Annotated in this window: 18 protein-coding genes; 7 read left to right on the top strand and 11 right to left on the bottom strand. The window is 64.7% G+C overall.

Annotated features, from left to right (window positions below; all coding sequences use genetic code 11):
* Positions 1-33: 33 nt before the first annotated feature.
* Positions 34-1,443 carry a threonine synthase gene (gene thrC, locus ACIPK7_RS02530; RefSeq protein WP_192430667.1) on the top strand — a complete coding sequence of 470 codons (1,410 nt, stop codon included), beginning with the start codon at positions 34-36 and terminating at the stop codon, positions 1,441-1,443.
* 170 nt (positions 1,444-1,613) lie between these two features.
* Entirely contained in the window at positions 1,614-1,895 is a 282-nt protein-coding gene (locus ACIPK7_RS02525) for a DUF3509 domain-containing protein (RefSeq protein ID WP_192430666.1), read from the top strand.
* A gap of 411 nt (positions 1,896-2,306) precedes the next feature.
* Here the strand turns inward: ACIPK7_RS02525 and ACIPK7_RS02520 are convergent, their stop codons facing one another.
* From ACIPK7_RS02520 to ACIPK7_RS02500, 5 genes are all read right to left on the bottom strand, one after another.
* Positions 2,307-3,008, bottom strand: coding sequence for an ABC transporter ATP-binding protein (locus tag ACIPK7_RS02520; RefSeq protein ID WP_045210454.1), 702 nt, complete (start codon positions 3,006-3,008; stop codon positions 2,307-2,309).
* Positions 3,009-3,011: 3 nt separating this feature from the next.
* Positions 3,012-3,779 carry a high-affinity branched-chain amino acid ABC transporter ATP-binding protein LivG gene (livG, locus tag ACIPK7_RS02515; RefSeq protein WP_045210453.1) on the bottom strand — a complete coding sequence of 256 codons (768 nt, stop codon included), beginning with the start codon at positions 3,777-3,779 and terminating at the stop codon, positions 3,012-3,014.
* A complete protein-coding gene (locus tag ACIPK7_RS02510) occupies positions 3,776-5,032 on the bottom strand; it encodes a high-affinity branched-chain amino acid ABC transporter permease LivM (protein ID WP_401084996.1) in 1,257 nt (418 codons plus the stop codon). Before ACIPK7_RS02510 ends, livG begins: the two co-directional genes overlap by 4 nt.
* Positions 5,029-5,952 (bottom strand): high-affinity branched-chain amino acid ABC transporter permease LivH, encoded by a 924-nt coding sequence (gene livH, locus ACIPK7_RS02505; protein WP_192430664.1) that lies wholly within the window; start codon positions 5,950-5,952, stop codon positions 5,029-5,031. The genes ACIPK7_RS02510 and livH overlap by 4 nt, the downstream gene beginning before the upstream one ends.
* 117 nt (positions 5,953-6,069) lie before the next feature.
* On the bottom strand, positions 6,070-7,191 hold the full coding sequence (locus tag ACIPK7_RS02500) for a branched-chain amino acid ABC transporter substrate-binding protein (RefSeq protein ID WP_192430663.1): 1,122 nt from the start codon (positions 7,189-7,191) through the stop codon (positions 6,070-6,072).
* A gap of 307 nt (positions 7,192-7,498) precedes the next feature.
* Between ACIPK7_RS02500 and ACIPK7_RS02495 the strand changes: the two genes are divergently transcribed.
* Together ACIPK7_RS02495 and ACIPK7_RS02490 are read left to right on the top strand one after the other, a co-directional pair.
* Positions 7,499-7,816, top strand: coding sequence for a DUF2288 domain-containing protein (locus ACIPK7_RS02495; RefSeq protein ID WP_192430662.1), 318 nt, complete (start codon positions 7,499-7,501; stop codon positions 7,814-7,816).
* A 66-nt stretch (positions 7,817-7,882) separates the two neighbouring features.
* The gene (locus ACIPK7_RS02490) at positions 7,883-8,248 is read left to right on the top strand and encodes a DUF5064 family protein (RefSeq protein WP_192430661.1); all 366 of its coding nucleotides are present in this window, start codon (positions 7,883-7,885) and stop codon (positions 8,246-8,248) included.
* A 67-nt stretch (positions 8,249-8,315) separates the two neighbouring features.
* On the opposite strand, the gene phnE is transcribed toward ACIPK7_RS02490, so the two are convergent.
* Genes phnE through ACIPK7_RS02470 form a run of 4 tightly spaced genes read right to left on the bottom strand, consistent with a single transcriptional unit; the run spans position 8,316 to position 11,579 of the window.
* The gene (gene phnE / locus ACIPK7_RS02485) at positions 8,316-9,086 is read right to left on the bottom strand and encodes a phosphonate ABC transporter, permease protein PhnE (protein ID WP_192430660.1); all 771 of its coding nucleotides are present in this window, start codon (positions 9,084-9,086) and stop codon (positions 8,316-8,318) included.
* A complete protein-coding gene (locus tag ACIPK7_RS02480) occupies positions 9,083-9,925 on the bottom strand; it encodes an ABC transporter permease (protein ID WP_192430659.1) in 843 nt (280 codons plus the stop codon). Before ACIPK7_RS02480 ends, phnE begins: the two co-directional genes overlap by 4 nt.
* Positions 9,919-10,725: a phosphonate ABC transporter ATP-binding protein gene (locus tag ACIPK7_RS02475; protein ID WP_401084991.1), complete on the bottom strand. Its 807-nt coding sequence runs from the start codon at positions 10,723-10,725 to the stop codon at positions 9,919-9,921. The genes ACIPK7_RS02480 and ACIPK7_RS02475 overlap by 7 nt, the downstream gene beginning before the upstream one ends.
* Complete coding sequence (locus ACIPK7_RS02470; RefSeq protein ID WP_401084988.1) at positions 10,722-11,579, bottom strand: putative selenate ABC transporter substrate-binding protein; 858 nt, start codon at positions 11,577-11,579, stop codon at positions 10,722-10,724. The genes ACIPK7_RS02475 and ACIPK7_RS02470 overlap by 4 nt, the downstream gene beginning before the upstream one ends.
* Positions 11,580-11,747: 168 nt before the next feature.
* Between ACIPK7_RS02470 and ACIPK7_RS02465 the strand changes: the two genes are divergently transcribed.
* Positions 11,748-12,647, top strand: coding sequence for an NAD(P)-dependent oxidoreductase (locus ACIPK7_RS02465; protein ID WP_401084985.1), 900 nt, complete (start codon positions 11,748-11,750; stop codon positions 12,645-12,647).
* Positions 12,644-13,435 (top strand): hydroxypyruvate isomerase family protein, encoded by a 792-nt coding sequence (locus ACIPK7_RS02460; protein ID WP_401084983.1) that lies wholly within the window; start codon positions 12,644-12,646, stop codon positions 13,433-13,435. Before ACIPK7_RS02465 ends, ACIPK7_RS02460 begins: the two co-directional genes overlap by 4 nt.
* Before the next feature lie 16 nt (positions 13,436-13,451).
* Here the strand turns inward: ACIPK7_RS02460 and ACIPK7_RS02455 are convergent, their stop codons facing one another.
* Entirely contained in the window at positions 13,452-15,614 is a 2,163-nt protein-coding gene (locus ACIPK7_RS02455) for a putative bifunctional diguanylate cyclase/phosphodiesterase (protein WP_401084980.1), read from the bottom strand.
* 290 nt (positions 15,615-15,904) lie between these two features.
* Here ACIPK7_RS02455 and ACIPK7_RS02450 point away from each other — a divergent pair, with 290 nt between their 5' ends.
* On the top strand, positions 15,905-17,563 hold the full coding sequence (locus ACIPK7_RS02450; RefSeq protein WP_192430654.1) for a phosphoethanolamine transferase: 1,659 nt from the start codon (positions 15,905-15,907) through the stop codon (positions 17,561-17,563).
* Positions 17,564-17,640: 77 nt separating this feature from the next.
* Here ACIPK7_RS02450 and ACIPK7_RS02445 read toward each other — a convergent pair whose 3' ends face one another.
* Positions 17,641-18,093: a universal stress protein gene (locus tag ACIPK7_RS02445; protein WP_401084976.1), complete on the bottom strand. Its 453-nt coding sequence runs from the start codon at positions 18,091-18,093 to the stop codon at positions 17,641-17,643.
* Positions 18,094-18,237: the final 144 nt, after the last annotated feature.

Genomic DNA, 18,237 nt, shown 5'->3' with positions numbered 1-18,237 from the left:
TGCGCGCCGCCGCCAACCCGAAGGTTTCACACCATGCGTTACATCAGTACCCGCGGCCAGGCGCCCGCGCTTAACTTCGAAGACGTGCTGCTGGCCGGTCTTGCCAGCGACGGCGGTCTCTATGTGCCGGAAAACCTGCCGCGCTTCACCGTCGAAGAGATCGCCTCCTGGGCCGGCCTGCCGTACCACGAGCTGGCCTTCCGCGTGATGCGTCCGTTCGTTGCCGGCAGCATCGCCGACGCCGATTTCAAGAAGATCCTCGAAGAAACCTACGGCGTCTTCGCCCACAACGCCGTGGCGCCGCTGCGCCAACTCAATGGCAACGAGTGGGTGCTGGAGCTGTTCCACGGCCCGACCCTGGCCTTCAAGGACTTCGCCCTGCAACTGCTCGGCCGCCTGCTCGACCACGTGCTGACCAAGCGTGGCGAGCGCGTGGTAATCATGGGCGCCACCTCCGGCGACACCGGCTCGGCCGCCATCGAAGGCTGCAAGGCCTGCGAGAACGTCGACATCTTCATCATGCACCCGCACAACCGTGTGTCCGAGGTGCAGCGCCGTCAGATGACTACCATCCTCGGCGAAAACATTCACAACATTGCCATCGAAGGCAACTTCGACGACTGCCAGGAGATGGTCAAGGCCAGCTTCGCCGACCAGGGCTTCCTGAAAGGCACCCGTCTGGTGGCGGTGAACTCGATCAACTGGGCGCGGATCATGGCCCAGATCGTCTACTACTTCCACGCCGCCCTGCAGCTCGGTGCACCGGCCCGTTCCGTGGCCTTCTCGGTGCCCACCGGCAACTTCGGCGACATCTTCGCCGGCTACCTGGCGCGCAACATGGGTCTGCCGATCAGCCAGCTGATCGTCGCGACCAACCGTAACGACATCCTGCACCGTTTCATGTCCGGCAACCGTTACGACAAGGACACCCTGCACGCGTCGCTGTCGCCGTCCATGGACATCATGGTCTCGTCCAACTTCGAGCGCCTGCTGTTCGACCTGCACGGCCGCAACGGCAAGGCCGTCGCCGAACTGATGGACAACTTCAAGGCCACCGGCAAGCTGGCTGTCGAGGATGACCGCTGGACCGAAGCCCGCCGCCTGTTCGATTCCCTGGCGGTGAGTGACGAGGAAACCTGCGAGACCATCTCCCAGGTGTTCGCCGAGTCCGGCGAGCTGCTGGACCCGCACACCGCTATCGGCGTCCGCGCCGCTCGCGAGTGCCGCCGCAGCCTGTCCGTGCCCATGGTGACCCTGGGTACCGCGCACCCGGTGAAGTTCCCGGAAGCGGTGGAGAAGGCCGGCATCGAGGCGGTTCCGGCACTGCCGGCGCACCTGGCCGACCTGTTCGAGCGTGACGAGCGTTGCACCGTGCTGGCGAACGATCTGGCCAAGGTCCAGGCCTTCGTCAGCGCCCACGGCAACCGCGGTAAGCCGCTCTAAACCGCGGATCGCCGTTCGGAAAAGCCCGCCACCTGGCGGGCTTTTTCATGCCTGCGCGTGATGCCGTGACACATGCCGTCATGACCAACGGTACTGAAACCGGCGAACTTTATCGCCGAACGTGCGGTCTTTTGCTGCGTGTTTTTCATTTCGCAACAAGGAGATACGACATGGACCGGCTGAGCGCCCTGCTGACCGAGACCTTCGCTCCCTACGTTTCCTCGCTGGGCCCGGCACGCCCCGACGGCGGCCGTATCCTGACCCTCACCAACGATGATGGAGACGTGGTTCTGCGGCGTGTCATCGAAGGCCAGCACCTGGCCGACCATGAGCAGAGCGAGGAGGCGGTGCAGACTATCCGCCGCGACCTGCTGATCTCCGAGGGCCGCATGGAGGACGATGTGGTGTCCCAGTTGCGCCAGCGTGCGCAGGTGCTGAGTTACGGGACCTGATCCGCCTGGCAACGAAAACGCCGCCCCTGGGGCGGCGTTTTCGTTTCCGCGGCACTGTCTAGAGTTTGCCCAGGTACTTCAGACGCGAGCGGATGTCGACCGCGGTGCGGTCGTATTCGCAGTGATGGCAAGTCACCCTTTCGCCGGCCTCGACCCGTCGAAGTAATCCGTCTCCCTCGCCAGGGTTCGCCGGCCCGCTGGCGGCCTGGGAGCTGCCAGCGCAGGAATGGCATGGAAGAGGGCTCGGGTCGCTGTTGGTGGGATACAGCGGGGAGAACTTGCTCGCGAACGGATTTCCCTGCAGCACCATCGTTGGGACGGTTCGCGAGCAAGCTCGCTCCTACGAAAAGCAAGGCTTCGCAAAGCAAAAAAAACGGCCCCGAAGGGCCGTTTCTGATCGCGGCGGGAGGATCAGCCGCCCAGGTACGCGTCGCGCACCTTGGGGTTCACCAGCAGGTTGGCGCCGGTGTCCTGCATGACGATGCGACCGTTCTCCAGCACATAGCCGCGGTCGGCGAGCTTGAGCGCCTGGTTGGCGTTCTGCTCGACGAGGAAGACGGTCACGCCTTCCTGGCGCAGCTGTTCGACGATGTCGAAGATCTGCTGGATGATAATCGGCGCCAGGCCCAGCGACGGCTCGTCGAGCAGCAGCAGCTTGGGCTTGCTCATCAGCGCACGGCCGATGGCGAGCATCTGCTGTTCGCCGCCGGACATGGTGCCGCCGCGCTGGTTGAAGCGTTCCTTCAGGCGCGGGAAGAGCCCCAGGACCTTGTCCATCTGTTCCTGGTAATCACCCTTGCTGGTGAAGAAGCCGCCCATGGCGAGGTTCTCCTCCACGGTCAGGCGGGCGAACACGCGACGGCCTTCGGGCACGACGGCGATGCTCTTGCGCATGATCACGGAGGATTCCTTGCCGACCAGCTCTTCGCCCATGTAGGTAATGCTGCCGGAGGAGGCGCGTGGCGATCCGCACAGGGTCATCAGCAGGGTCGACTTGCCGGCGCCGTTGGCGCCGATCAGGGTGACGATCTCGCCCTGCTGGACTTCCATGCTGACGTCGTGCAGCGCCTGGATCTTGCCGTAGAAGGTGGAAACCTTGTCGAACTTCAGCATGACTCAGGACTCCCCCAGATAGGCTTTGATCACATCCGGGTTGCCGCGGATTTCCTCCGGGGTGCCGTCCGCAAGGGGGGTGCCCTGGTTGATCACGTAGATATGGTCGGAAATGCTCATCACCAGCTTCATGTCGTGCTCGATGAGCAGGACGGTGACGCCGTGCTCGGAGCGCAACATGGCAATGAGCGCCTTGAGGTCCTCGGTTTCCCGCGGGTTCAGGCCGGCCGCTGGTTCGTCCAGCATCAGCAACTGCGGACGGGTCATCATGCAGCGGGCGATCTCCAGGCGGCGCTGCTGGCCGTAGGCGAGGGTGCCCGCCGGGCGGTTGGCGATGTCCTTGAGGTTGACGATTTCCAGCCAGTGCGAGGCGTAGTCCAGGGCCTCGGCTTCCGCGCGGCGGAAGGACGGGGTCTTGAGCAGGCCGGCGAGGAAGTTGGTGTTGATGTGCCGGTGTTGCGCCACCAGCAGGTTCTCCACCGCGGTCATCTCCTTGAACAGACGCACGTTCTGGAAGGTCCGCACTACGCCCTTGTGAGCGATCTTGTGGCCCGGCAGGCCCTGGATGGGCTCGCCGCGCAGCAGGATCTCGCCACCGGTAGGCGCATAGAAGCCGGTCAGGCAGTTGAACACAGTGGTCTTGCCGGCGCCGTTGGGGCCGATCATCGAGATCACCTGTTTTTCCTGGACCTTCAGGGCCACGTTGTTGACGGCCAGCAGCCCGCCGAATCGCATGGTGAGGCCGGCTACTTCAAGAATCGGTCGGCTCATTTTCGCAACTCCAGGTGCGGGCGCTGCATGGGCAGAAGCCCCTGCGGACGCCAGATCATCATCAGCACCATGAGGGCGCCGAACATCAGCATACGGTACTCGCTGAACTCACGCATCAGTTCGGGCAGCAGGATCATCACCACGGCGGCCAGGATGACGCCGAGCTGGGAACCCATGCCACCCAGCACCACGATGGCGAGGATGATGGCCGATTCGATGAAGGTGAACGACTCCGGGGTGACCAGGCCCTGGCGCGCGGCGAAGAAGCTGCCGGCGAAACCGGCGAAGCAGGCGCCGAGGGTGAAGGCGGAGAGCTTGATCAGCGTCGGGTTCAGACCGAGCGCGCGGCAGGCGATCTCGTCTTCGCGCAGGGCTTCCCAGGCACGGCCCAGGGGCATGCGCAGCAGACGGTTGATCACGAACAGCACCAGCAGCACCAGCAGCAGCGCGACCAGATAGAGGAACACGACCTTGTAGTTCGAGTTGTAGGCGATGCCGAAGAACTCGTGGAAGGTCTGCATGCCCTCTGGGGCGCGGCGCTCGAAGGTGAGGCCGAACAGGGTCGGCTTCTCGATGTTGCTGATGCCGTTGGGGCCGCCGGTGAGCCAGGTCATGTTGCGCAGCAGGATGCGGATGATCTCGCCGAAGCCCAGGGTCACGATCGCGAGGTAGTCACCGCGTAATCTCAACACTGGGAAGCCGAGGATGAAGCCGAAGAACGCGGCCATCAGGCCGGCGATCGGCAGGCACACCCAGAAGCCCAGGCCGTAGTAGTGCGACAGCAGCGCGTAGCTGTAGGCGCCCACGGCGTAGAAGCCGACGTAGCCGAGGTCGAGCAGGCCGGCCAGGCCCACCACGATGTTCAGGCCCAGGCCCAGCAGCACGTAGATCAGGATCAGGGTGGCGATGTCCACCGCGCCGCGCGAGCCGAAGAACGGCCAGGCGAGGGCGACGAGAATCAGCACCATGATGATCTTGCGTTGCACGGAAGCGTGGGTCAGGCGTTCGGCCAGCTTGGTATGCGGGTGCGACAGCGCCTGTTTCACGCTGCCGCCGAAGGCGAAGCGATCACGCACCAGTTGCCAGACGAACATCAGCACGGCGCAGGCGGCGATGGTCCACAGGCGAGTGGGGCTGACGTTCTCCAGTTGCAGGCCGATGCCGATCACACTGAGCTTGATGCCCAGCACCGGATAGGCGACGGCCATCACCAGCAGGGCGCTGAAGAAGGCGGTCTTGATTTTCTGGCTCATACCTTTTCCACCTCCGGGCGACCGAGCAGGCCAGTGGGGCGGAAGAGCAGGACGAGCACCAGCAGGGTGAAGGCCACCACGTCCTTGTACTGGTCACCGAACACGTCGGCGCCGAAGGCTTCGGCAACGCCCAGCACCAGGCCGCCGAGCATGGCGCCCGGAATGCTGCCGATGCCGCCCAGCACCGCGGCGGTGAACGCCTTGATGCCGGCGAGGAAGCCGATGTGCGGGTTGATCACGCCATACTGCAGGCCCAGCAGCACCGCGGCCACGGCGGCCAGGGTGGCGCCGATGACGAAGGTCAGGGCGATGATGTTGTTGGTGTTGATGCCCAGCAGGTTGGCCATCTTCAGGTCCTCGGCGCAGGCGCGGCAGGCGCGGCCCAGGCGGGAACGGGAGATGAACATGGACAGGCCGTACATGGTCAGCAAGGTGACGATGAAGATCAGCACCTGCATATACGAGATGGTTACGCCGGTCATCTCGTCAGCGCCGATGATGAAGTTGCCCGGCAGCAGGTTGGGGATGGCCTTGTCCTTGGAGTCCTGGGCGAGCAGGACCTCGTTCTGCAGGAAGATCGACATGCCGATCGCGGAGATCAGCGGAATCAGCCGGTTGCTTCCACGCAGGGGCCGGTAGGCGATGCGTTCTATGCTGTAGCCGTAGGCGCTGGTGACGATGATCGCCGCGGCGAAGGTGCAGATGATAACGACAGGGAGACTAACGATCCCCATCATAGCCAGCCCCGTGATCACGATGAAGGCTACGTACGAGCCAATCATGTACACCTCGCCATGGGCGAAGTTGATCATGCCGATGATGCCGTAGACCATGGTGTAGCCGATGGCGATCAGGGCATAGGTGCTGCCGACGGTGAGGCCGTTGATCAGCTGTTGCAGGTAGTGATAGAGCTCAGGCATTACCTAACTCCTCGGGCGTCGCGTGAAGCGGCGCTTGTGGCGCGACGGACCCCCGGAATACTCGGATAAACAAAGCCCACTGCCGTGGGCAGTGGGCTTTGTGTGGCGGCGGGTGGCTTACTTGGCTTCGGTCTTGGTGCCGTCCTTGTGCCACTGGTAGACCACGAAGTTGAAGTTCTTCAGGTCGCCCTTCTCGTCGAAGGCCAGGTCACCGGTCGGAGTAGCGAAGGTGTTGGAGCGCAGGGCGGCGGCTACCTTGTCGGTCTCTTCGCTACCGGCTTTCTTGATGCCTTCGGCGATGACCTGGACGGCGGCGTAGGCCGGGAACACGAACGGACCGCTCGGGTCTTCGTTCTTGGCCTTGAAGGCGTCAACCAGAGCCTGGTTCTTCGGATCCTGGTCGAAGGACTTCGGCAGGGTCACGTAAAGGCCTTCGGAAGCCGGGCCGGCGATGGCGGAGATCTCTTTGTTACCCACGCCTTCCGGGCCCATGAAGCCGACTTTCAGGCCTTTCTCGGAAGCCTGGCGCAGGATCAGGCCCAGCTCCGGGTGGTAGCCACCGTAGTAGACGAAGTCGACCTTGGCCTGCTTGAGCTTGGCGATCATCGCGGAGAAGTCCTTGTCGCCGGCGTTGATGCCTTCGAACAGGGCAACCTTGATACCGGCGCCTTCGAGGGTCTTCTTCACCGCAGTGGCGATGCCTTCGCCGTACTGCTGCTTGTCGTGGATCACGGCCACGGTCTTGGGCTTGATGTGCTCGGCGATGAACTTGCCGGCGGTCGGGCCCTGCAGGCTGTCCAGGCCGATGGTGCGGAAGATCAGCTTGTAGCCGCGGGAGGTGATGTCCGGGCTGGTGGAGGCGGCGGTGATCATCAGCACGCCTTCGTCTTCGTAGATATCCGAAGCCGGTTGAGTGGAGCTGGAGCACAGGTGGCCAACGACGAACTTGACGCCATCGTTGACGATCTTGTTGGCAACGGCCACGGCTTGTTTCGGATCGCAAGCGTCGTCGTAGACCACGCCTTCGAGTTGCTTGCCGTCGACGCCGCCGGCCTTGTTGATCTGCTCAATGGCCATTTTCGCGCCAATGAACTGCATCTCCCCGTACTGGGCGACTGCGCCGGTCACCGGGCCGGCCAGAGCAATCTTGATGGTGTCGGCGGCCATGGAGAAGCTGGCAACGCCGGCCAGGGCCATGGCGGTGAACAGCTGGGAAAGACGCTGAGTACCCTTTTTCATAATGCTCCACTCTTCTTGTGTTTTCGTTTTTGTAGTCCTGGTTGCCAGCGGCTCACCGGACCGGGATTGCCCCGGACAGACCCACCGGCAACTGTACCGGTACAGTGTAGAGCGCCGCCGGACCGCTTGAAAAGCGGGTGGCGGGCAGCCGATTGTGGGCATGTCGCAAGATTGAAACAAACGTACAGAAAAACGGCGCTGTATGACTTTTCCCTGTGGGTTCCGTCACCAGCGAAAACGCCGTCCGAACCTTGCCTGGCGCGGTCCCGGCGCTATCATGGCGCCGTTCGTTTACCAGGTGAGATTCATGACTGAACAAGCTAGCACCCTCTATGCCAAGTTGCTTGGCGAAACCGCGAAGATTTCCTGGCAGGAGCTCGCGCCCTTCTTCGCCCGCGGCAACCTGCTCAAGGTCGGGGCTTGCGCCGATCTGGTAGAGGTCGCGATGGGCGTGGCCGAGGATGATCGAGCGAAGGTCGCCGCCTGGTTGGCCAGTGGTGACCTGGGCAAGGTGGACGAAAAGCTGGCGCAGGATTTCCACGACCGTGACCCGGAACTCTGGGCCGTGGTGATTGCGCCCTGGGTGCTGGTTCAAGAAAGAGTTCGAAAAGAGTCCGTGCACTGACGCGGGGCGATTTCCAATTCGAAAAGGCCGGCTAGACTGTCGGGATTCCATAGAAGGAGATTCGCCATGTTCGAACCGGGCCATCTGCATCTTCAGTCCCTGCCGGGGCTGGGGCAGCAGGAGATTGACGCTCACATCAACTATGAAGTCCGCAAGGATGTGGAAAAAGGCACCATTGTCCACTTCACCATGAAGGGCGAGATCGACGGTAATGCCTTTACCGAAGAGTGGGACATGCCCAAGGAGCAGGCCTTCAACTTTGCCAGCGATGCTACCCGCATTGCGCAGAAGCACGGCCTCCACCCGCGGTTTGGCTCGATGGTGCGCAACCACAAGGAGTACGACGCGATGTTCGAGGACATCCGCCAGAAACTCGGCACCCATCCTGGCGATCCGATCGACCTGGACAAGGTGATCCACGGCGACTCGTAAGCTACGCATTCAATAAAAAGCCCGGCCAAGTGCCGGGCTTTTTATTGTGCGTTGTCTGCCGCGGAACTTAGTGGCTGACCCAGCGCTGCCGCGCCCAGGCACTCAGGCTGTCGACGCACAGCACCAGTAGCAGCATGGCGATTATCACCGTGGCCGCCTGGGCCTGCTGGAACAGGCTGAGGCTGAAATACAGCATCTGCCCCAGGCCGCCTGCGCCGACGAAGCCGAGCACGCTGGCCATGCGGATGTTGTTTTCCCAGCGATAAAGCATGTAGGCCACCAACTGCGGCCAAACAGCGGGAAGGGTGCCGTAGGCGAAGGCGGCGACGCGACCGCCGCCTGCCAGGCGTACGGCCTCTGCCGGCGCGGTCGGGGTATTCTCCAGCGCCTCGGCGAACAGTCGTCCGAGCACGCCACCCGTGTGTAGCGCCAGCGCGAGCGTGCCTGCGTTCGGGCCGAGTCCGGCGGCCAGCACCATCAGTGCACCCCAGACCAGTTCCGGCACCGCGCGCAGAGCGTTGAGCAACAAGCGCGACAGGCTTTGTGCGATCCGTCCGAAACGCCCGGCCGCCGGCAGCGCGAGCAGCATCCCCAGCAGCGCCGCGAGCAGGGTGCCGATGGCTGACATCGCCAGGGTTTCCAGGGCACCGCGACCGACTGCCGTGAGGTGTGTGGCGCCCAGGTCCGGCGAGAGAAAATCGCGACCGTAGTCGAGCATCTGGCCGAGGCCGCGCGCGTCGAACAGCCCGCCGGTGTCCATCTCCAGGTAGGCGAAGGACGCACCGATGGCGAGCAGGATCAGCAGCAGCCAGCCCAGGCTGCGCAGCAGGCCGGTCATTCGAGCCTCCCGCGCAGGAAGCGGCTGAGCAGGTCGGCGCCCAGCACCAGTACCAGGAAGGTCAGCAGGATGCTCGCCACCTCGCCCCCGGCGAACATGCGCAGCGACAGGTCGATCTGCTGGCCGAGGCCACCGGCGCCGACGAAGCCCATCACTACCGAGGCGCGGATCGCACATTCCCAGCGGTAGACGGTGTAGGAGATCAGTTCCGGCGCGGCCGAGGGCAGTACGCCGTAGGCGAAGGCCTGCAGCCGCGAACCACCGCCCAGCAGCAGGGCGCGGGTCGGGCGCGGGTCCACCGATTCGAAGATTTCCGCGTAGACCTTGCCGAGCATGCCGCCGTAGGTGATGGCGATGGCCAGCACGCCAGCGGTGGGGCCCAGGCCCACGGCGCGGACGAAAAGCAGCGCCCAGACGATTTCCGGCACGCTGCGCAGCACGATCAGCAGCCCGCGCACCGGCCAGCGCAGCGCACGCGCCCACCAGGCCGGCAGGCCGCCGCGGGGCAGGGCGGAGATCGACAGCGCGCGGGTTGCCAGCAGGGCGGCGGGGAAGGCGATCAGCCATGCCAGTGCCATGCCGGCGGTGGCAATCGCGAGGGTTTCCAGGGTGGCGCGTCCAAGCAGGGCGAGGAATTCTTCGTCATGGGCCGGCGGCCAGAAACCGCCGAGGAAGTTGGCCATGGTCCGCGCGTTGTCGCCGCTGAACAGGCCGGCGATATCCAGCTCGGACAGACGCAGGCCCGGCCAAAGTAAAGCCAGGGCGAGCAGGGTGAGTAGCAGGCGCGGCAGCGCCGCCGGGTCGCGCGGAGGGCTCTTGGAAAGCGCGGGGTTCAGCATCGCGGAATCTGCACCACCAGCGGCTTGCCCACCGGCGAGGAAGCGTCCTGCTGGCCGAGCTGCTCGTTGGCGTAGAGGGCGCGCAGGTCCTCGGGAGTGACGTTCTCCGCTGCCTTGTCGAAGGCGATGCGGCCGTCGCGTACGCCGACGATGCGCGGGAAGTGCTCCAGTGCCAGGTCAACCGCGTGCAGGCTGGCGAGTAGGGTCACGCCACGGCTCTGCGCTTCACGGGTGAGCACGCCGAGGGTGTGGCCGGCGAGCACCGGGTCCATGGCCGAGACGGGTTCGTCTGCCAGCAGGACTTCGGCCTGCTGATACAGCGCGCGGGCGATGCCGACGCGTTGCAACTGGCCGCCGGATAGCTGGTCGCAGCGCTCGAAGAGCTTGTCGCCAAGGTCCAGGCGCTGCAATTCGCTGCGTGCGCCGGCGCTGTCGACGGGATAGAGCAGGCTGGCCAGGCTTTTCCACAGAGGCCACTGGCCGAGGCGACCGGCGAGCACGGCGGTGACCACCCGCTGGCGCGGAGGCAGCGGTGGAGCCTGGTGCACCAGGGCAATGCGCGAGCGCAGGCGCTGGCGCGCGGGACCACTCAGCGCCCAGGGCTGGGTGCCGAGCAGGTCGAAACTGCCGGAGGCGGGTTTCAGTGCGGTGGCGAGGATGCGCAGCAGCGTGGTCTTGCCGGCACCCGACGGGCCGATGATCGCCACCCGTTCCCCGGCAGCGACGCTGAGGTCGATACCGGCGAGCGAGCGCTGGCCGTTGGCGTGGATGTGCTCCACGCCGGTCAGTGTCAGGGTCACTTCAGCAGGCCGGCGGCGCGCGCCGATTCCTCGATGCCCTTGTAGTTGTCAGGCTGGGTCTCGATGAAGCGGCTGGCCGCCTGCAGGTCGAGGATTTCCTTGTCGCGCGGCTTGCTCGGGTCGAGGGCGAGGAAGGCCTTCTTGATCTTCTCCGCCAGCGCGGGGTCGAGGTTGCCGCGCACGGTCCAGTTGTAGTCGTAGTAGGTCGGGGTGGTGGCGAAGACCTTCACCTTGTTGGTGTCGACCTTGCCGCTGTCCACCAGCTTCTGCCAGACGGAGGCGTTCAGCACGCCGGCGTCGACCTTGCCGGCCTGGACCCAGGCGACGGTGGCGTCGTGGGCGCCGGAGTAGGCCACGCGGGAGAAGAACTGCTCGGGCACCACGCCGTCCTTCTGCATGAAGTAGCGCGGCATCAGGCTGCCGGAAGTGGACGACACGGAACCGAAGGCGAAGGTCTTGCCCTTGAGATCCTGGATCGATTTCACGTTCGGGTCGGCAGTGATGAATTTGCTGGTGAACTGCTGGTCCTGCTCGCGCTGTACCAGCGGGATAGCGTTGCCGGTCTTCAGGCGCGCCTGGACGAAGGTGAAGCCGCCCAGCCAGGCCATGTCGAGGCGATCCGAAGCCAGGGCTTCGACCACGCCGGCATAGTCGGACACCGGGATGAACTTCACCGGCATGCCCAGTTGCTCTTCCAGGTAGGCACCCAGCGGTTTGAACTTGCGCAGCAGTTCGGTGGGAGCTTCATCGGGGATGGCCGAGACCTTCAGTTCTTTCGGCGTGTCGGCGTGGGCGAATACGGCGGACAGGGACAGGGCAAAACCGGCGGCGAGCGCCAGGGAGCGTTTCAGCATGGGGAGAGTTCTCCGGTTCAATGGCGGAAAAAACTCCGGGAGTATAGTGGCGGCGCGTCTGTTTAGCAGCTGTCCCGCTATCTAAAGCATTGCCGGCCGGGGCAACTTCGCGCCTGCTAGAATGCCGCCTCCCCGTGCCCGTCCTGCTGTCGAACTGGAGATCACCCCATGTCGTCCCCTTTGCCATCCCTCGCTTTTGCCGGTCTCGGCCTGATGGGGGTACCCATGACGCGCCGCCTGCTCGCCGCCGGTTACCCGCTGGCCGTGTGGAACCGCTCCGCTGGCAAGCGTGAGCTGCTGGCCGCCGAAGGCGCCCGGGCCGTGGAAACGCCCGTGCAGCTCTGTGCCGACGCCGAGGTGGTGATGCTCTGCCTGGCCGATACCGACGCCGTGCGCGAAGTGGTGTTCGGCGCTGGCGGTATCGTCGAGAGCGCCCGCGCCGGTCAGGTGCTGGTGGACTTCTCCAGCCTTGAGCCGGCCGCCACCCGCGAGATGGCCGCCGAGCTGGAAGCGCGCACCGGCATGCGCTGGGTCGATGCGCCGGTTTCCGGTGGCACGCCGGGCGCCGAAGCCGGCACCCTGGCGATCATGGCCGGCGGCCGTGTCGAGGATATCGAGCGGGTACGGCCGATCCTCGCCCATCTCGGCCAGCGCCTGACGCGCATGGGGGATGTGGGCGCAGGGCAGGTGACCAAGGTGTGCAATCAGATGATCGTCGCCTGCAATGCCCTGGTGATCGCCGAAGTGGTGGCGCTGGCGGAAAAATCAGGCGTCGATGCCAGTCTGATCGCCCCGGCGCTGGCGGGCGGTTTCGCCGATTCGAAACCCCTGCAGATCCTTGCCCCGCAGATGGCCGAGAGCCGTTTCGAACCTGTGAAATGGCATGTGCGCACGCTGCTCAAGGACCTGGACACCGCCGTCAAGCTTTCCCGCGAGGAAGGCTCGGCCACGCCCATGAGCGGCCTCGCCGCGCAGCTGATGCGCCTGCATGGCAGCCAGGGCAATCTCGAACGCGACCCGGCTACCCTGGTCGAGCAATACCGTCAGTCGAAGGAATTCCCCGCATGAAACTCTGCGCCAACCTGTCCCTGCTGTTCACCGAGGTCCCGCTGCTGCAGCGCATCGACGCCGCCGCCAAGGCCGGTTTCGAGGGCGTGGAGATCCAGTTTCCCTACGACGTCCCCGCACAGGACCTGAAAGCCGCACTGGACGAAGCCGGCCTGCCGCTGGTGTTGATCAACCTGCCGGCTGGTGACTTGATGCAGGGCGGTCCCGGCATCGCCGCCGTGCCGGAACGTGCGGCGGAGTTCGAAGCGGCGCTGGCCAAGGCGCTGGACTATGCGCGCATCGTGCAGCCGCAGCACATCAATGTGCTGGCTGGCCGGCTGGTCGAGGGGCAGGAGCGCGAAGTCGCGCTGCAGACCCTGGCCGAGCGCCTGCGCGCCACCTGCGATGCGTTCGCCGGCAGCGGCACCGACGTGCTGATGGAAGCCATCAACTGCCACGACATGAAGGACTTCCTGCTCAACACCCCCGAGCACTTGCAGGACATGCTCGAGCGCGTGGCGCGGGAGAACCTGCGCGCGCAGCTGGACCTCTACCACATGGCGCGCATGGGCCTGGAACTGGTGGATTGCATCTACGCGCTGATGGGCCAGATCGGCCACGTGCAGTTCGCCGACTACCCCGAGCGCGGCGAGCCGGGCTCGGGCGAGATGGAGTTCGCAGTACCGCTGCAGGTGCTCGACGATGTCGGCTACGAAGGCTGGCTGGGCGCCGAGTACCGCCCCACCGGCACCACTGCCGACTCCCTGCGCTGGCTGCCGCGCTGGCGTGCCGGCAAGTTTGACTTCTGAGCCTGGATCACGGGCCTCAGGCCTGGCTGCGCAGCAGCGCCGAGTCGCTGTCCTCGCGGTAGGCCTCGAGGAACTCCACCAGCGCGGAGAGGGGCAGCGGCCGGCTGAACAGGTAACCCTGGGCCAGCTCGCAATGGTTGTCGCGCAGGAACGCCAGTTGCTGCGCGTGCTCCACGCCTTCGGCAATCACCTTGAGGTGCAGCTTCTGCGCCATGGCGATGATGGCCTGGGCGATCTCGCTGTCACGCCTTGATTGCGGCACGTCGCGGATGAAGGAACGGTCCACCTTCAGCGCATCCAGCGGCAGCTGGCGCAGGTAGGAGAGTGACGAATAGCCGGTGCCGAAGTCGTCGATGGACAGGCTCACGCCCAGGTCGCGCAGGCGATTGAGCAGCGGGATGGCCTGGTTGATGTTGGCCATCACGGCGTTCTCGGTGACTTCCATCTCCAGGTAGCGTGCGGCGAGGCCGGTGTCGGCGAGAGTCTGCTGGACTTCATCGACCAGCCCCTCGCGGCCCAGGTTGCTGGCGCAGCAGTTCACCGCCACCCGCAGGTCCTTGTAGCCCAAGTCGTGCAGGCGGCGCAGGTCTTCGCAGGCGCGGCGCATTACCCAGGCATCCAGCGTGCCGATCAGGCCGTTGGCGGTCGCCAGGCCGATGAATCGGTCCGGCGCCAGCAGCCCGTGGGTCGGGTGTTTCCAGCGCACCAGGGCTTCGAGTTGCTCCACCTCGCCGTGCTCAATGCGCAGGATGGGTTGGTAGTAGAGCACCAGTTCGTCGTCCCACAGCGCCTTGCGCAGTTCCTCTTCCAATTGCAGTTCCTGGGTCGCCTTGGTCTTCAGGTGCGGGCTGAAGAAATGCGTGGCGTTGCGACCGTTGCCCTTGGACTGGTAGAGCGCGAGGTCCGCATGCTTGAGCAATTCCTCGGGCTGTTCGCTGTCGTTGGGGAACAGGCTGATGCCGACGCTCATGGTCATCACCAGGCTGCGCCCGGCGATGCTGATCGGCTCCTTCATGCGTTGCATCAGGCGCTGGGCGAGGATGCGCGCCTCGTGGTCCTCGCCCAGGTCGGCGAGGATGCAGAACTCGTCGCCGCCGAAGCGCGCCAGCAGGTCGGTGCTGCGCAGTGCGCTGCGGATGCGCTCGGAGACGATGCACAGCAGTTCGTCGCCAGCGGCGTGGCCGAGGGAGTCGTTGACCCGCTTGAAGTGGTCCAGGTCCAGCAGGATGACCGCCATCCCCTGGGCCTTCTGCCGGTTGCGTTGCAAGCGAGCCTCGAACTCGTCGTTCAGCGCGTTACGGTTATGCAAGCCGGTGAGGCCGTCGAAGCGCGCCAGTTTCTGCAGCGAGGCGTTGGCGCTGTCCAACTGGTTGAGCAGGGCGTTGACCCGGCTCAGCTCGCTCACCTTGCTTTCCAGGCTGTCCTCGATCCAGGCCGCCCAGAGCCCGGCCATCACCACGGCCAGCGCCAGCAGGCCGACCATCAGACCGAGTTGGATGGCATTGTTGCGCCTCAGGTCCGCCACTGGAGCTACCCAGCTGGGCAGGGTCAGGGTCAGCGCGGCCATGCCGGTGAAGTGCATGCTGGAAATGGCGCCGCCCAGCAGCAGACTGGCGAGAATCTGGTAGATCCACTGGCGGCCCGCCGGCTGGCGGTTGAGTACCGGCGCCAGTACCAGCGCGACGAAAGCCACCAGGACGGCCATCAGTACCGAGAGCGTGACCAGCAGCGGGTCGTAGTGCTGCATCGGCGGTGACTCGATGGCGGCCATGCCGGTGTAGTGCATGCCGGCGATGCTGGCGCCGATGCAACAGGCGGCCAGTAGGTACTGCAACGGGCTCAACCCGGCGTGGGCGAGCAGGCGCATGGCGATCACGCAGATGGCGATGGCGATGAGCAGCGAAAGCAGCGTCAGCCCTCCGGCGAAGTGCAGCGGCACCGAGGCGTGGAAGGCCAGCATGGAAACGAAGTGCATCGACCAGATGCCGCTTCCCAGGCAGATGCCACCGACCCATTGCCAGCGGTGTGCGTGTTGCGGCGCGCGGACCATGCGCGCGGCGATGTTCAGCGCGACGAAGCTGGTGACGCAGCCGATGAGGATGGCCAGGAGGACCAGTCCGGGGTTGTGAGAACACTCCAGCAGCACAGCATCGGGTACGGCGTCCTGGTGCCAGTCCATGGGCGGGATGCTCCGGATGTCGGGGGAGGAGGCAGATTGATATCACTTTGCGTCAAGTCTAGGAAGTCAGGATGACGCTGCAAGGAACTCGTTGAGTTTTCGGCGTAATGCCGGAATGCGCGCGACGTACGGTAGTACCAGGTTCCAGCCGATCACAGATCCGACCACCGGACGAAAGCTTGTAGCCAACTTGACACTTTTTTGACTAACTGCCCGCTAGAGTTGCGCCGCCGGCCGGCAGGGTCGGCCATCCATTTCCTATCCGACTATCGATGTAAGGAGTGCGCTCGATGTCCGAGGGCAAGCGCCGCCTCTTCCCCCAGGTCAGCTCTGCGCGGCTGGTCCTGCTGTTCTCGCTGGCACTGGTGCTGTTCTACAACTTCGCTACCTGGCGGGCGCTGAACAGCCTGGTGCCCATGGAAGGCCTCTGGGGCGTCGCGTTCTTCGCCTCCTTCGGCCTCTTCCTGTGGGCGGCCTTTACCCTGCTGCTGACCCTGGTGTCGTTCCGTCCGCTGCTCAAGCCCGCGTTGAGCCTGGTGGCGCTGGTGTCCGCGTCCGCGGCGTACTTCATGAACTCCTACGGTGTCGTGATCGATACCGTGATGGTGCAGAACGTCATCGAGACCAATCCTGGCGAGGCCACCGCGCTGTTCAGCGCGCGCATGGTCGGCTACCTGCTGGTGCTCGGCGTGCTGCCGGTGACGATCATCTGGCTGACGCCGGTGCGCTACAGCTCGTTCTTCCGCGGCCTGCTGAACAAGGTGCTGGTGATCTTCGGCTGCCTGGTGGTGGTCGCCGTCTGCGTGGGGGCGTTCTATTCCACCTACGCCCCGGTGTTCCGCCAGGAGGAGAAACTGACCCACTTCATCAACCCGACCAACTACATCTACGCGGTGAGCAAGTTCACCAAGCAGCGCCTGGGCATCAAGGAACACCTGGTGGTGCAGCCCATCGGCGAGGACGCGGTGATGCCGCGCAAGGTGAGCGCCGATGGCCGCAAGTCGCTGATGATCTTCGTGGTCGGTGAAACCGCTCGCGCGGACCACTTCTCCCTCAATGGTTACGCCCGCGACACCAACCCGGAATTGAAGAAGCTCGACATCCTCAACTTCACCAACGTCAGCTCCTGCGGCACTTCCACCGCGGTGTCGGTGCCCTGCATGTTCTCCAAGTTCCCCCGCGAGGACTACAGCGACAAGAAGGGCAAGACCAACCAGGGCCTGCTGGACATCCTCCAGCGCGTCGGTGTGTCGGTGCTGTGGCTGGATAACAACAGCGACTGCAAGGGCACCTGCCTGCGCGTGCCCAATCGCGATATTCCCAAGGATCAGCCCGGCCCGTTCTGCGACGGCAAGAACTGCCTGGACGAAGCTCTGCTGCAGAATCTGCAGGCGTACATCGACGGACTGAAGGACAACGCCATCATCGTCCTGCACGCCGACGGCAGCCACGGCCCGGAATACTACGACCGCTATCCCAAGTCGCTGGAGCGCTTCACCCCGGTGTGCCGCACCAACCAGCTGGGCAGTTGCAGCAGCGAGGAGCTGGTGAACGTCTACGACAACACCATCCTCTACACCGACTTCTTCCTGTCCAAGGTGGTCGAGCTGCTCAAGCAGAACCAGGAGCGCTTCGACACCTCGATGGTCTATGTCTCCGACCACGGCGAATCTCTGGGCGAGAATGGCGTCTACCTGCACGCTGCGCCCTATGCCATCGCCCCGAAAGCGCAGACCCATGTGCCCATGGTGATGTGGTTCGGCAGCGGCGCGCTGGGCGGCATGGGTGTGGATCGCGGTTGCCTGGAGAAGAAGGCCGACGGCGCCGAGCTGAGCCACGACAACCTGTTCCACTCGGTGCTTGGTCTTTACGGTGTGCACACCAGCCTGTACCAGCCGGACCTGGACATCTTCCACTCCTGCAAACGCGATATGACCGCCGCGCAATGACTGAGCCTGCCTGAACGACGGCCATGAAAAAGGCCCTGCGACGAAAGCCGCAGGGCCTTTTGTCTTTCCGGGGGCTGTTACTTCTCGCGAACCAGCAGCACCGGGCGGTTGCTGACGCGCAGCAGGCCTTCGGCCACGCTGCCCAGCATCAGGCGGCGCACACCGCGGCGGCCGTGGGTGCCCATGACGATGATGTCGGCCTTGGAGCCTTCGGCCTCAATCTCGATGCGCTCGGCGATCTCTTCGCTGGCGCGTTCCTGACAGACCCGCTCGAAACTGGTTTTCACCGGGAATTCGGCGATCTTGTCCTTCGCCTTGGCGAGGATGTCGTCGGCGGCCTTCAGCGCTGCTTCGCGCAGCGGCTCCGGGTTGTAGTACACGGCGTAGTCGGGCAGATGGCGCAGCGGGCTGTCGACGATGGTGATGACCCGCAGCTCGCCGCCGCTCAGCTGGGCCAGCTTGGCCGCTTCAACCAGGGCTCGGTCGGAAACCGGGCTGCCGTCCACCGCTACCAGAATGCGCTCGTACATGATGTGTTCCCTCAATGAGTGGCTTGGTAGGAAAACTCTATCCCTCCAGGGCGGAGATTCCCTTGCGCAGCGTCAATGGTAGTCGGTGTGTCCGATCGTGCCGGGAATAGAGCGGCGTAACGGGGTGTTTCGAAGTCGGCCGTC

This window comes from Pseudomonas sp. NPDC086581 (assembly GCF_044746165.1).
Lineage (GTDB): Bacteria > Pseudomonadota > Gammaproteobacteria > Pseudomonadales > Pseudomonadaceae > Pseudomonas.
Note: the sequence above shows the minus strand (reverse complement) of the source record. Positions and strands in the feature narration are given on the sequence as shown.

Excerpts from the sequence above, each read along its gene's own strand:
- ACIPK7_RS02495 (WP_192430662.1), top strand. The coding sequence starts at position 7,499 with ATGACTGAACAAGCTAGCACCCTCTATGCCAAGTTGCTTGGCGAAACC.
- ACIPK7_RS02460 (WP_401084983.1), top strand. The coding sequence starts at position 12,644 with ATGAAACTCTGCGCCAACCTGTCCCTGCTGTTCACCGAGGTCCCGCTG.
- ACIPK7_RS02455 (WP_401084980.1), bottom strand. The coding sequence starts at position 15,614 with ATGGACTGGCACCAGGACGCCGTACCCGATGCTGTGCTGCTGGAGTGT.
- thrC (WP_192430667.1), top strand. The coding sequence starts at position 34 with ATGCGTTACATCAGTACCCGCGGCCAGGCGCCCGCGCTTAACTTCGAA.
- ACIPK7_RS02525 (WP_192430666.1), top strand. The coding sequence starts at position 1,614 with ATGGACCGGCTGAGCGCCCTGCTGACCGAGACCTTCGCTCCCTACGTT.
- ACIPK7_RS02500 (WP_192430663.1), bottom strand. The coding sequence starts at position 7,191 with ATGAAAAAGGGTACTCAGCGTCTTTCCCAGCTGTTCACCGCCATGGCC.
- livG (WP_045210453.1), bottom strand. The coding sequence starts at position 3,779 with ATGAGCCGACCGATTCTTGAAGTAGCCGGCCTCACCATGCGATTCGGC.
- ACIPK7_RS02445 (WP_401084976.1), bottom strand. The coding sequence starts at position 18,093 with ATGTACGAGCGCATTCTGGTAGCGGTGGACGGCAGCCCGGTTTCCGAC.
- ACIPK7_RS02490 (WP_192430661.1), top strand. The coding sequence starts at position 7,883 with ATGTTCGAACCGGGCCATCTGCATCTTCAGTCCCTGCCGGGGCTGGGG.
- ACIPK7_RS02480 (WP_192430659.1), bottom strand. The coding sequence starts at position 9,925 with ATGCTGAACCCCGCGCTTTCCAAGAGCCCTCCGCGCGACCCGGCGGCG.
- livH (WP_192430664.1), bottom strand. The coding sequence starts at position 5,952 with ATGCCTGAGCTCTATCACTACCTGCAACAGCTGATCAACGGCCTCACC.
- ACIPK7_RS02520 (WP_045210454.1), bottom strand. The coding sequence starts at position 3,008 with ATGCTGAAGTTCGACAAGGTTTCCACCTTCTACGGCAAGATCCAGGCG.
- ACIPK7_RS02470 (WP_401084988.1), bottom strand. The coding sequence starts at position 11,579 with ATGCTGAAACGCTCCCTGGCGCTCGCCGCCGGTTTTGCCCTGTCCCTG.
- ACIPK7_RS02465 (WP_401084985.1), top strand. The coding sequence starts at position 11,748 with ATGTCGTCCCCTTTGCCATCCCTCGCTTTTGCCGGTCTCGGCCTGATG.
- ACIPK7_RS02510 (WP_401084996.1), bottom strand. The coding sequence starts at position 5,032 with ATGAGCCAGAAAATCAAGACCGCCTTCTTCAGCGCCCTGCTGGTGATG.
- ACIPK7_RS02450 (WP_192430654.1), top strand. The coding sequence starts at position 15,905 with ATGTCCGAGGGCAAGCGCCGCCTCTTCCCCCAGGTCAGCTCTGCGCGG.
- phnE (WP_192430660.1), bottom strand. The coding sequence starts at position 9,086 with ATGACCGGCCTGCTGCGCAGCCTGGGCTGGCTGCTGCTGATCCTGCTC.